Consider the following 12,988-nt stretch of genomic DNA (forward strand, 5'->3'; position numbering starts at 1 on the left):
CTTATTTCTCGAACGGACTGGCACAGGGCTTCGAAATCCAGCTTCCCTCTCCGTGCAAATTTGGATTGAGCTTTTTTAGATATTCTATCTGCGCTTTCAGATAAGCATTTTCTTCTTCTGCACTGCTAAAATGCTTCTTCGTCCAACGTCCTCGTTAATCCTCAAAACTCTCTCCATTTTGGCTTTTCCGTACCCAAGTAATAATCTGGCCATCACTCTAAATACCAAACTTCTCCATGATCCGACTGTATGTCTAACCCTCTTCCAATCGCAGACGAACAACTTCTTTCTTCGTTTCTTCACTATATTGATTAAAAGTTTGGCTTGCTGGCATAACAAAAATCCCCTCCTGTTTTCAGTGTTGAGTTCATTTTAACATGATCTCTTTTTTCACTGTCTACCTTGAGGGGATAATACCATTGATTCGGAGGACATTGCTATTTTTCTACATGCAGCTAGAGGATATGGATATATCTATTGAATTTTCTTTAAGCTTCTTCTTGAAACAGGTATGAGAAAAGGTGAAGCAGCAGCTTTAAAATGGTCTGATATTAACTTCAAAGAAAAAAAGATACACATTGATGAAACGCTTGATTTTCAGGCAGAAAATGATGATGAGCTATTTGGAGATACCAAACCTTCAGATCCACGCGCACAATTACTGTAAGCGCTAGCTTAATCAATGATTTGAGATATCACGCCACTTAGCAAAACCAAAAAATAAAATTAACCTAGGAGAATTCATGTAAAGGCATGATCAAAATTTAGTGTTGTGTCGAAACGACGGAAACCACATGCCAAAGTCTACCCTCTTCAATGCTTTCCAGAGGATTATAAAGCGTGCAGAGTTAAATGAAGATCTTGAAATCCATTCTCTTCCACACACCTATGCTGTACCCATGCTTGAAGCCGGTGAAGACATAAAATTTGTTCAAGAACAGCTTGGTCATGGAAAAGTGTGCAGATCACCTCTGATATATATGCTCACATCTCCAAAAAGTTAGAGCAACGCAATATTGATCAGTATACCGCCAACATTGTTGGTTCAAAAAAGTCAAAATGGGGGACGTTTGGGGGACGCAACCTCAATAGAAGTGCAATTCCCTCAAAACGTCCCCCGGTTCATTCCTTCAAAACCCCGTTGTTACAAGGTTTTTTCAATTAGTACAACGTAATATATTGATCGCGTTCCCATTGGTGGACTTGTGTTCTATACATATCCCACTCAATTTCTTTCAGCTCATAGAAGTGAGCCAAGGCGTGGTCGCCGAGAGCATCACAGATGACTTCGCTGCGGATCAATTCATTCAATGCTTCTTTCAGGTCAGCTGGCAAGCTTGGAATGCCTTCTTCCACACGCTCTTCTTCTGACATGATGTAGATGTTACGGTCAATTGGAGTTGGTAAGGAAAGCTCACGTTTGATTCCGTCCAGACCTGCTTTTAACAGAACAGACAAAGCCAGGTAAGGGTTAGCAGCCGGATCCGGGTTACGAACCTCAACACGTGTACTCAGACCACGGGAAGCTGGAATACGAATCATTGGGCTACGGTTACTAGCAGACCATGCTACATAACAAGGTGCTTCATAACCTGGTACAAGACGTTTGTATGAGTTCACAGTTGGGTTAGTAATTGCTGCAAACGCACGTGCGTGCTTCAGAGTTCCAGCCATGAAGTGACGAGCAGTTTTGCTCAGACCCAACTCGTCCGACTCATCAACAAATGCGTTCTCATTGCCTTTGAACAAGGATTGGTTACAGTGCATACCGGATCCGTTCATACCAAACAGTGGTTTCGGCATGAATGTAGCATGTAAACCATGCTGACGTGCAATCGTTTTAACAACGAGTTTGAACGTTTGGATCTGGTCAGCAGCTTTCAGAGCATCAGCATATTTGAAGTCGATCTCATGCTGACCTGGAGCTACCTCATGGTGGGAAGCTTCGATCTCAAAGCCCATTTCTTCAAGTGTGATAACGATGTCACGACGACAGTTTTCACCAAGATCCGTAGGCGCAAGGTCGAAATAACCACCTTGGTCATTCAGTTCGTTAGTCGGGTTTCCTTTTTCGTCTGTTTTGAACAAGAAGAACTCGGGTTCAGGACCAACGTTGAAGGAAGTGAATCCCATATCTTGGGCTTCCTTCAGGTTACGTTTCAAGATACCACGTGGATCTCCTGGGAACGGATTACCATCCGGAAGATATACGTCGCAAATCAGACGTGCAACACGGTTCTCTGCAACCCATGGGAAAATAAGCCAAGAATCTAGATCTGGATAGAGGTACATGTCGGACTCTTCAATACGTACATAACCTTCAATGGAAGATCCATCGAACATCATCTTGTTATCCAGAGCCTTAGTCAACTGACTCACAGGAATCTCAACGTTTTTGATAGCTCCAAGCAAATCAGTAAATTGCAATCGAATGAATCGTACGTTTTCTTCTTTCGAAATGCGGAGAATGTCTTCTTTTGTATAACTCACTATAACCTCTCCCTTTCTTATCTGCGTATTTGGCTTGCCTGTTATATTTGTACATTAGAAAGTTCCACGGGTCAAGGAGTCTCACACCAAAAGTGCATGTTTTCCCCTCACTCGCCAAGTTATGCGAATTTAGTTTTTATTAAAGAATCGGGAAAGCTCTCCCTGAATGAGAGATACTTGTCCTGGTCTCTTACCTGATACAAGCTGCTGCTTCAGCAAGCGGTGCAACTGCGTATCGGACAGCTCTCTGCGTTTAACTTCAGTATCTGGCGTGATAACTGTAGCTTCCTCGGATTCTTTTGAAACAGGATTCATCACTTGTTTGATGCCCGCGATGTTAACTCCTTTTTCAATCAAAGCCTTGATCTCTAGCAATCTCTCTACGTCATTAAAAGAGAATAACCGTTGATTACCTGACGTTCTCGCAGGAACGATCAAGCTGTGCTGCTCATAGTAACGAATCTGACGTGCAGACAGATCCGTAAGTTTCATTACAATACCAATTGGGAATAAGGCCATATTTCTGCGGATTTCATCACCCATGTTCATCAACCTTCCAGTCATCTATTCTTCACCCTATTGTACATTTAGTTATTACCAAGTGTCAATGACGTGTTAGATAAACTCACAATAATTTACGATCTTTCATAGTCTGTAACGCCATTAAAACGCCATATTTGACATGAGAGTACGTTAATCCGCCTTGCATATACCCGATATACGGCTCCCGAATAGGCGCGTCGGCTGATAATTCCAGACTTCCACCCTGAATGAACGTACCTGCCGCCATAATGACAGGGTGCTCATAACCAGGCATATCCCACGGTTCAGGAACCACATGGCTATCCACAGCTGCTGCACGCTGAATCCCCTGCACGAAGGCGATCAGATGCTCGGCAGAGCTAAACTTAACAGCTTGGATCAGATCTGTGCGAGCTTCATTCCAGGCGGGTTTGGTTACAAATCCTGATTCAGCAAACATTGCAGCAGCAAACGTACTTCCTTTGATAGCTTGTCCTACAATTGTCGGTGCCATGTAAAGTCCTTGGTAGATGCCACGTGTTGTCCCCAGCATTGCTCCAACCTCTCCCCCAATTCCAGGGGCTGTTAGACGATAAGCTGCCAGCTGTACGTATTGTTCCTTCCCACATATGTATCCACCGGTTTCCGCAATGCCTCCACCAGGATTCTTGATCAGTGATCCGGCCATCAGATCAACTCCGACTTCTGTCGGTTCACGTTCCTCCGTGAATTCACCGTAACAATTGTCTACGAATACGATGACATCTTCCTTAAGCTCTTTAACACGCGTAACCATGTCAGCAATCTCAGCAACACAGAAGGATGAGCGCCAGTCATAACCACGTGAACGTTGAATCCCAATGACTTTTGTAGCCGGTGTAATGCTTTTTTCAACTGCTGCCCAGTCCACTCCACCTTCATCAGTTAAGGCCGTCTCACGGTAACCGATGCCAAAATCGCGTAACGAACCTGTACCATCACCGGGTTTGCCAATAACTTTATGCAATGTGTCGTAAGGCTTACCCGTGATGTACAATAATTCGTCACCTGGACGCAAAACTCCAAAGAGAGCTGTACTAATCGTATGAGTACCTGAAGCAAAATGAGGACGCACCAACGCGGCTTCCGCGCCGAATACATCAGCATATACTTCATCAAGCACTTCACGCCCACGATCGTTATAGGCATAACCTGTTGAACCTGCAAAGTGAAAATCACTTACTTTTCGCTGTTGGAAAGCATTAATCACCTTCCATTGATTGTGATCTGTGATCCGATCAATCTGTTGCAGTTGTCCTTCAATCTGACGCTCCACTTGACGTTGAAGTTCAGATATTTCTGAATCAAAGCTTACCATCTTACTTCATTCCCCTTCATAGCACGAATCTGACGTCGAATATCCATTATCGTGTAACTTATCACATCAATATGTCATGAATATTACAATTCAATGAATTCTTCAAGCATATAACCAAATTTCTCATATTCACCTTTTTGCAATTCAACTTCATAAATCACATCACTCTCTTCAAAGCTGGTATCCACTACATCACCAATTTTATAGAGTACCGACGTAAGATCACCACGTTCTGCCGGAATACGGAAGCGCTTCGTATCACCTGTCAGCTCTGTCTGAATGAATTCACGGATTTTAAGCAGATCCTCCGAGTCTAATGCGCTTACTTTAATATGGTCTTTATCCAATGGAAGCATCTCAAGCTGCTCTGCTGTGCACGCATCTTTTTTGTTATACAGGACTAACTGCGGCTTGTCCCCTGAACCAAGTTCTTGCAGAATCGTATTAACCGTCCGCATCTGATCTTCACGCATAGCTGATGAGGCGTCCACAACATGCAGGATCAGGTCTGCTTCATTCACTTCCTCCAACGTTGCCCGGAATGCTGCAATCAGATCATGCGGTAGATTTTGAATAAATCCAACCGTGTCGGTAAGTACGATTTCTTTTCCACTTGGAAGTTCCATCGTACGTGATGTAGGATCCAATGTTGCGAATAGCTGATCTTGAATATACACATCTGCAGCCGTCAACTGCTTGAGCAAAGTTGATTTGCCAGCATTGGTATAACCAACAAGGGCCACCTGAACAATACCTGTCTTTTTACGGCGTTCACGATGCAACTTACGATGACGTGTCAATTCTTCCAGATGACGTTTCAGATCATCGATACGACCACGAATATGACGGCGGTCTGTCTCCAGTTTGCTTTCACCTGGACCTCTTGTTCCGATTCCGCCCCCGAGTCTGGACAGGTTCTTGCCATGACCCGACAACCGTGGCAGCAAATAGCTATGTTGAGCCAATTCCACTTGAATAATACCTTCTCTAGTGTTTGCCCGTTGTGCAAAGATGTCCAAAATCAATTGGGTACGGTCAATAATTTTGAGATCGAGGGTTTCTTCCAGATTACGAACCTGTGCACCTGACAATTCCTGATCAAATATAGCTGTAGTTGCTCCCAGTTCCTCTGCAATCGCACGGAGCTCTTCCACCTTACCTTTACCAATGAACCATTTGGTATCACGTTTTTCCCTGTTCTGAGAAAGTACACTTAGCACTTCCACTCCAGCTGTCTCGGCAAGTTTCACCAGTTCCTCTAAAGAGTACTCAGGGTTGATACCTGTGCGTTTTACATCATCCGTAACAAGACTCACCAAGACGGCGCGATCTTTTTTGACCATATCTGTATCATGCGTGCCATTTGTCATGTATATGTTCACTCCCTCTAATTACTAAATTAATCCGTTGATATACATTGCCACGAATATGCCATGGCATGCCTTAAGCCGAACCGGTTGGCCCGGCCGGCTGGTGTAAAAACTATATTATCGCTTACTTTCGCTCAAAGTTCAAATCCTCTGTACGGATTGTCATCAACTCCAGTTTTCCTGGACTGCCTTCCGAGTATTGTTCCAACAAACGAACCGCCTGATGCCTGATCGAACGCTCAATGGCATTACGAACGTATCTGGCGTTACTGAACGCATGCAGCGAATCATTTTTTTCCTGAAGCAAATGCTGCTTTAGCTTGAGTATGGTCTGTGGCATTAGAATATAATCGCGCTCTTTGGCCATAATCTCAGAGATTTGAATCAACTGATCAATGCTATAGTCTGGAAACTCCACTTGAATGGGGAAGCGAGAAGGTAATCCGGGATTGGTCTGAAGAAAAAAATCAATTTCATCTGAATAACCAGCCAATATGAGAATGAATTGGTTTTTATTGTCTTCCATTGATTTTACAAGTGTATCAATAGCTTCCTTGCCAAAATCCTTCTCTCCACCGCGGGCCAAACTGTAAGCTTCATCAATGAACAATATCCCACCGAGTGCCTTCTTAACCAGATCTCTTGTTTTCTGCGCCGTGTGACCGATATATTCTCCAACCAGATCCGCACGCTCTACTTCAATAAGATGACCTTTACTTAACACACCCATCTTCTGAAAGAGTTTGGCAACAATCCTCGCCACGGTGGTCTTACCGGTTCCCGGATTACCTTTGAAGATCATATGATACACGTGCGCACCACTAAGTAAGCCTGCTTCGGTACGCATCTGAGCAATCTGTAGAAAAGCATAGATCTCAAACACCAAGTCTTTGATATTTTCAAGTCCAACCAGTTGCTCCAATTCACCCTGTATCTCTTGGAAGTGCGCATGTTTGGTTATACTCTTGGCTGCCTGTACTGCCGCTGCTTCATCTTTGACCAACATCTGAGGTTCCTGGTTACGCAACACAATATTAATTTGTCTGGATGGTCTGCCTCCTGGTTGCTCTCCTGCAGCCATGACCCGTCCGTTCATTCGCCATCACCTCTATTTTATCGGGCTGAACTCTCCTGATTATTAATGTATTCTATCAGGTGCTCCAATATTAGAAGGATCATGAAGAATTCTACGGATAAGTAGATGACTCAAATCTGAATGTTTTTTCGAAACTCTCCGTTCTCAAACAAACTCGGCCTATGCTTCAGTGATAACTGAAAGTATGGGAATACATGTGCATCAATGGCATGCAGCAGTTCCTTTGCCGTCTTGTTAGCCAAGTCATAATCACCCGTTGTAATATGTTTTCGTGACAGTGCATCTTCAAGCTCATCTTCATCCAGCAAAAATACTTCCCCATCTTTCAATACAACGACATCCAGATACAGGTCATCAAACCAAGGAACACCCTGATCGGTTATCCCCTGACTACGACATGTATCAATGTACCACTCTACAATCCGTTCCTGATCGTCAAACATCGCCGTAACTACAAAGTGCTCTCCCTTCGGATAGTATTGCAGCCAGGAATAACCTTTATCTGCGATACAGAAGGTACTGCCTCCATAAGTTTTCCACAGAGGTTCTTTCAAATCCTGTATGGTGTACAACGTAATATAACCTGTGAAAATTTTGGATTGAACGAACCGGCATGTGAATTGTCGGTTCGTAATCCGGCGCCAGTTCGCGCGATCCCCGAATTTCCGTTTCATACGAACCCCTCTTTGCCGACTACAGGTCCGTGACCTGCTCTGATGTTATTGGTGAACAATGTAATAACGTCCGCCTGATGGATTCCAGCGCTCTGGGTCCGCCCTTGCACAACGTATTACGAATAGTTACAGCTTACCATATTTAAGGTTTACACTCAAAATCAAGCTTTGTCCCACCTATTCATCAAATCAGCTTCCATTACAGTTGGTTCTGTATAACACAAAAAACTGCTTCACCGGTTTCCCGGGAAGCAGTTTTTCAATGTAGCTATTTAGTGATTCATTGGCTTAGCCGCCGGTGCCAGCTTGGGAATCTGCAGGTGCATCTGTCCCTCCAGTATCCCCACTTGTTCCGCTGTCCGGAGTTACAACTTCACCCGGCGTTGTTACGCCCCCATCATCGGGACCTTCACCATTTCCGCCAGGATCTGTTGTGCCCTGACCAGGTGGGGTCGTATTGCCTTCCCCAGGTTGACCGTTTCCGCCGTTATTACCACCGTTGCCATTGTTTCCGTTATTACCATTACCATTACCGTTATTGCCATTTTCATTTCCATTTCCATTTCCATTACCGTTATTACCGTTCGAGTTGCCATTATCCGGTGTACCATTGTCCGGATTCTCCGTACCTGGTTGCTCAGGATCTATCTCTGTTCCAGGGTCTATACCAGGATCAGGTTCCTCCGGCGGCACTTCCTGCGCTTCAATCATCAAGGAGATGGTGTTGGAAGGATCCGTCTCAAGTCCTGATGCCAAGTCGTAAGCTGTCACATAGTACTCATAGGTTAGACCAGGCAACGCACTTAAATCTTGTGCATTGGTCGCTCCTATTGAATCAATGAGATGAGTGAACTGGGCTTCAGATGTTTCTTTCCGATAAATTCGATATTGCGTACTCGCGTCACCCGTTCCAGTCCAACTCAGGGAGACGGTTTGTGCATTTGGATCGTATGATCCACTCAGCCCACTAACGGACAGAGCCGGCTTTTCTGGTTCTTCTACTGGCGGAGGTGCCTGCCCTCCAGCTGGTGCTTTGAATTGCTTCACTGGAACGCCTTTTAAAGCATCTCCCATGACTTTGGCAAAGAAAGCTGCCGACAGCTTGCTGCTGTTCTTAAGCATATGATTGGCATCCGGATTGTCATAGCCCATCCAGACTGCGGCAGTCCATTCCGGGGTGTATCCAACAAACCACACATCACGGTTGGCACTGTTGCCAGAGATACCACTTTGAACTGTTCCTGTTTTACCCGCTACCGGACGATCCAGACGTGCTGAACGTCCCGTACCGTCATTAACGACGTTCTGCAGCATCTGTGTGAGCTGATACGCATTTTGCTCACTCATGACACGCGTTGTGTCCGAGTTATCATGTTTATAAGTGGTTTTGCCTGCGCTATCCTTGATTTCTTTAATCGCATAGGCTTGTCGGTATTCTCCGAGGTTGGCAAATGCACTATAGGCCTGCGCCATTTCCAGTGTATTTGTACCTTTACTTAGACCACCGAGGGCAATCGCCAAGTTTTTGTCTTCATCTGTCAGCTGTATGCCTACACTCTTGGCAAAATTAATGCCTGTGTTAACACCTATTTTATCAAGCAGCCAAACCGCAGGGATATTTTCCGACTTCGTAATGGCATCCGTCATACTGATCGTTGAAGAATATCCATGCAAGTTACCAGGACAGTAGTTACCAAAACATTGCTTCGCATTACTCAGCGACGAGTTGGCACTGTAATTTCCTGATTCAAGCGCAGGTGCATAAGACACAATCGGTTTAAAAGCTGAACCTGGTTGTCTTCGACTCTGCGTTACACGGCTATAACCTTTAGTCTGATAATCCCGTCCTCCCAGGAGGGCAACGAGGCTACCATTCTCATGGTTCATGATAACCATGGAGCCTTGAACCTGTTGATCGTCTTTACTTGCCTCGAACAGACTATCATCTGTGAAGGCCGTTTCCATGGCTGTTTGAGCCTGAGCATCCATAGTTGTATAGATTTTGTATCCGCCGATATTCAGATCATCTTCCGTTTTGCCTGTTACACGTTCAGCTTCACGGAGCACATAATCTATAAAACCTTGATACTTCCTGTCTTTCTCTGGTCGCTTGTAATTATAGTTAATCTCTTTTGCTTCGTCCATCTCCGCCTTGGTAATGTAGCCTTGTTCATACATCAGCTGCAATACCACACCTCGACGTGCTTTTGAATCGTTTGGATTGCTCACCGGATTATAGGCAGAAGGCCCTTTCGGCATAGCTGCTAAGGTCGCGATTTGCCACAACTTCAACCTCTTGAGATCAGTAACTCCAAAATAAAATTCAGATGCTGCTTTAATCCCGTAACGCTGATGACCGAAGAAAATACGGTTTAGGTACATCGTCAGGATTTCGTCTTTTGTGTACTTGCGCTCTAATGCCATGGCAATCGATACTTCCGTTGCTTTACGGAAGAACGTCTTGTCACGGGACAAGAACATGTTCTTGGCAAGCTGTTGGGTTAGTGTACTACCACCTTCCACCATGGAACGAGCCATGACGTCCTTAACCGCCGCACGCCCAATGGACCAGATATCCACGCCCTGATGATCGTAGAATCGCTTATCCTCCGTTGCAACAAAGGCTTGCTTCACAAGCTCAGGAATATCATCTTCTTTGACAGGTTCCAGCTTCTGAATGGATAGTTCCCCCATTAATTGGCCATTGCGATCATATACTTTTGAAGTTTCATTAATTGTGGTTTTGTCCTTATTGGCTTTGAGCAGATTTTCACCACTCACCATAATAAATAAATATCCGCCAAGTGCACAGAATATGGCGATTGCCATTGTGAAAAACATTGTCCATCCAACGCGTTTACCCGTAATTTTTTTCTTTTTAGAGGTCTTTGGCTTCGCTTTTTTGGGTGACTTGTTATTGTTGTTGCGATTGTTAGACCTCGACAACGGATCGTTTGGCATGTTACCTCCTGACTCCCTTTCGGTTGCATAATTTCTAATCGTCTGTAGGCTCAGGCATATATTAAACATTTTTTGCCCGGAATGAAAAGAACAACCCTTTATTCAGGTTGCTCTGTTTCAATACCTATACTTGTAGACGAAATGGTTGGTGAAAAGGTTTCGTAATTTTTTTAAGCTTCGCCGCTGTTATCTTGCTGCATCAGCGATACGCTGCGTTGCGGCGTGAACGTGGAGATGGCATGCTTGTAGACCATTTGCTGGCGTCCGTCGCTGTCAATGACGATCGTAAAATTGTCAAATGCCTTGATCGTCCCGCGGATTTGGAAGCCGTTGGTCAGATAGACCGTAGCAGGAATATTTTCTTTCCGCAGTTGGTTCAAGAACGTATCTTGGATGTTGATGGACTTGTTCATTAGCCGTACCCCCATTGGTTCATTTGAATTTCGTGTTCAAGTAATATTCAATATCGCTGAGTAGCTTTCGTGCTATTATATCATGAACAGTTTCATATAATCCACAAAAACCCCTTGTCTGCTATTTTACCCCCGTTCTTAGCGAGGTGAACAAATAGAAGACTTATCCATTATACACCGCTTGTCTGTTTTGCAAAAGAGGGACAAATTCTTCAATTCAAAGCACATTTATTCATTGTTTGCCGAATACTTAATCTCTACCATCTGTTCTAGTGATAAATAAAAACCTCTATCCTTTTGATGACCAGAAGGTAGAGGTTTACATATCTTGATCTAATCGATGCCTGTCAGAGAATACTAATAATCGCTCAAATCAATCAAATTTCCGTGTAATCAATTCACTTATCTGCTTGTATTTCCCTTCAAAATTCTGGGTATCCGTCATGTCCACCCATTCTATATCCTTCATATGACGGAACCAGGAAAGCTGCCGTTTGGCAAACCGACGCGTATCCCTCTTCAACCACTCAACCGCTGCTTCCCAACTCACTTCCCCTTGCAGGAACGCTGCAATCTCCTTATACCCCAGCCCTTGCATGGAAATATGACCTCTGGCCACTCCACGTTCCAACAGGGACTTCACTTCATCCACCAGACCTTGTTCGATCATCAGATCAATCCGTTCTTCTACCCGGGCGTACAACTTCTGTCGATCCATTGTCAAACCAACAATAAGAAGGTCATAAGGCGACTCTTTCTTCTGTACTGCCAGCTGATCAGACCACTTCTCTCCAGTGAGATGATGGATCTCAAGCGCACGTACAATTCGCCGCTGGTCATTCGGATGCAAACGGTCCGCACTAACTGGATCAACTTCCCTCAGTCGATCATGAAGGGCCTGAGCTCCATTTAGCTCAGCATAGCTGAATTGTTCCTCTCTGAACGCTTCATCTGAACCGCTATCCGAAAATTGGAAGCCGTAACATACCGATTCCACATACAGACCGGTGCCACCTACAATAAAAGGCATTTTACCGCGTTCGTGAATTTCACTAATCAATCTTGTACAACTCTCCTGAAACTCGGCCACAGAATACGGATACTCCGGTTCATGGATATCAATGAGATGATGGGGTACACCCTTCATTTCTTCAGAGGTAATCTTGGCAGTTCCGATATCCATTTCACGATATACCTGCATCGAATCGCCTGATATAATCTCACAATTGAAAGCTTGGGCAAGCTCGATGCTCATTCTTGTTTTGCCTACTGCTGTTGGTCCAACCAACACAAGCAGTTTAGGTTTTGGTTTAACTTCCACTTTCAACATTAATCACTCCGTACAGGGTTTTTGCATTCGCCCGATCAAGTATTTCAAATCCGAGCCTGTCAAACTCCGCGCTGCCGCGCTTTTCTTTCATAACGACACGTTTACGGGCAACCCGTCTTGCTTCCGTAATGCTCTGTTCGTCCAACGCGTGAGCATTCGCATAATCTCGCAAGGGCTGAATAGCACTTGAATCCATCATCGGTTCACGGAACATGGGGTCAAAATATACGGTATCACAGCTTCGATCCGGCATGGAACGCAGCAACTCAAGATGATTCGCATGATGCAGCTCAATACGCCGGAAAGCTTCATTTACCGCTGGCTTGATCGTCTCATATTGAGACATCCCCTCCACTAATAGTGTATATAGCGGAAGAGAGCTCTCACATGCAATCACCCGTCCACTTTTGCCCACTGCAACCGAGAACACCAGTGCATCCGTGCCCAGTCCGGCTGTACAATCGATGATCGTATCCCCTTCATTCACCGCCCCCGCCTCCAGCAGTGGATCAGGTTCTCCTCGCAATATACGTTTGGCACGAACAAATCCCATGCTGGGGTGGAACTCCAGCAACGGTGAATCCTTCCGAAATAGACGCACTTTACCCTGGAGTACAACCAGAACCTCCTCCGCCTCATAGTGTTCAATCATCATGGGCAGAGACATTTTATTACGGCGCACGTAAGTACCCCCTGTTGTTTCAGCAAGGTTTCGGGCCCGCTCCACAAGTAAAGCCGCTTCCTTTTCACCGGTTGTAATATACATAGATTCCTC

12 protein-coding genes are annotated in these 12,988 nt (G+C 44.8%); 2 read left to right on the forward strand and 10 right to left on the reverse strand.

The window, feature by feature from the left end; translation table 11 throughout:
* The first annotated feature begins 511 nt into the window (after positions 1-511).
* Positions 512-667 (forward strand): hypothetical protein, encoded by a 156-nt coding sequence (locus MHI55_RS18555; RefSeq protein ID WP_256719985.1) that lies wholly within the window; start codon positions 512-514, stop codon positions 665-667.
* A 127-nt stretch (positions 668-794) separates the two neighbouring features.
* Complete coding sequence (locus MHI55_RS18560) at positions 795-1,004, forward strand: tyrosine-type recombinase/integrase (RefSeq protein ID WP_256719984.1); 210 nt, start codon at positions 795-797, stop codon at positions 1,002-1,004.
* A 157-nt stretch (positions 1,005-1,161) separates the two neighbouring features.
* Here the strand turns inward: MHI55_RS18560 and glnA are convergent, their stop codons facing one another.
* The 10 genes from glnA to MHI55_RS18610 form a co-directional block, all read right to left on the reverse strand.
* Positions 1,162-2,490, reverse strand: coding sequence for a type I glutamate--ammonia ligase (glnA, locus tag MHI55_RS18565; RefSeq protein ID WP_036613569.1), 1,329 nt, complete (start codon positions 2,488-2,490; stop codon positions 1,162-1,164).
* A 129-nt stretch (positions 2,491-2,619) separates the two neighbouring features.
* On the reverse strand, positions 2,620-3,033 hold the full coding sequence (locus MHI55_RS18570) for a MerR family transcriptional regulator (RefSeq protein WP_017687924.1): 414 nt from the start codon (positions 3,031-3,033) through the stop codon (positions 2,620-2,622).
* A gap of 82 nt (positions 3,034-3,115) precedes the next feature.
* The gene (locus MHI55_RS18575) at positions 3,116-4,369 is read right to left on the reverse strand and encodes a methionine gamma-lyase family protein (RefSeq protein WP_076250168.1); all 1,254 of its coding nucleotides are present in this window, start codon (positions 4,367-4,369) and stop codon (positions 3,116-3,118) included.
* An 83-nt stretch (positions 4,370-4,452) separates the two neighbouring features.
* Positions 4,453-5,739 (reverse strand): GTPase HflX, encoded by a 1,287-nt coding sequence (gene hflX, locus MHI55_RS18580; RefSeq protein WP_076250166.1) that lies wholly within the window; start codon positions 5,737-5,739, stop codon positions 4,453-4,455.
* Between the two features lie 124 nt (positions 5,740-5,863).
* Entirely contained in the window at positions 5,864-6,835 is a 972-nt protein-coding gene (locus MHI55_RS18585; protein WP_036613563.1) for an AAA family ATPase, read from the reverse strand.
* Positions 6,836-6,945: 110 nt separating this feature from the next.
* The gene (locus MHI55_RS18590) at positions 6,946-7,509 is read right to left on the reverse strand and encodes a DUF402 domain-containing protein (RefSeq protein ID WP_036672757.1); all 564 of its coding nucleotides are present in this window, start codon (positions 7,507-7,509) and stop codon (positions 6,946-6,948) included.
* Positions 7,510-7,797: 288 nt separating this feature from the next.
* Positions 7,798-10,470: a PBP1A family penicillin-binding protein gene (locus tag MHI55_RS18595; RefSeq protein WP_340386572.1), complete on the reverse strand. Its 2,673-nt coding sequence runs from the start codon at positions 10,468-10,470 to the stop codon at positions 7,798-7,800.
* A 170-nt stretch (positions 10,471-10,640) separates the two neighbouring features.
* A complete protein-coding gene (gene hfq, locus MHI55_RS18600) occupies positions 10,641-10,883 on the reverse strand; it encodes an RNA chaperone Hfq (RefSeq protein ID WP_017687918.1) in 243 nt (80 codons plus the stop codon).
* Between the two features lie 373 nt (positions 10,884-11,256).
* Positions 11,257-12,213 carry a tRNA (adenosine(37)-N6)-dimethylallyltransferase MiaA gene (gene miaA, locus MHI55_RS18605; protein ID WP_340386573.1) on the reverse strand — a complete coding sequence of 319 codons (957 nt, stop codon included), beginning with the start codon at positions 12,211-12,213 and terminating at the stop codon, positions 11,257-11,259.
* Complete coding sequence (locus MHI55_RS18610) at positions 12,194-12,979, reverse strand: class I SAM-dependent methyltransferase (RefSeq protein ID WP_340386574.1); 786 nt, start codon at positions 12,977-12,979, stop codon at positions 12,194-12,196. The genes miaA and MHI55_RS18610 overlap by 20 nt, the downstream gene beginning before the upstream one ends.
* Positions 12,980-12,988: the final 9 nt, after the last annotated feature.

The sequence above is a fragment of the Paenibacillus sp. FSL E2-0151 genome (assembly GCF_037993015.1).
GTDB classification, from domain to species: Bacteria; Bacillota; Bacilli; order Paenibacillales; family Paenibacillaceae; genus Paenibacillus; species Paenibacillus amylolyticus.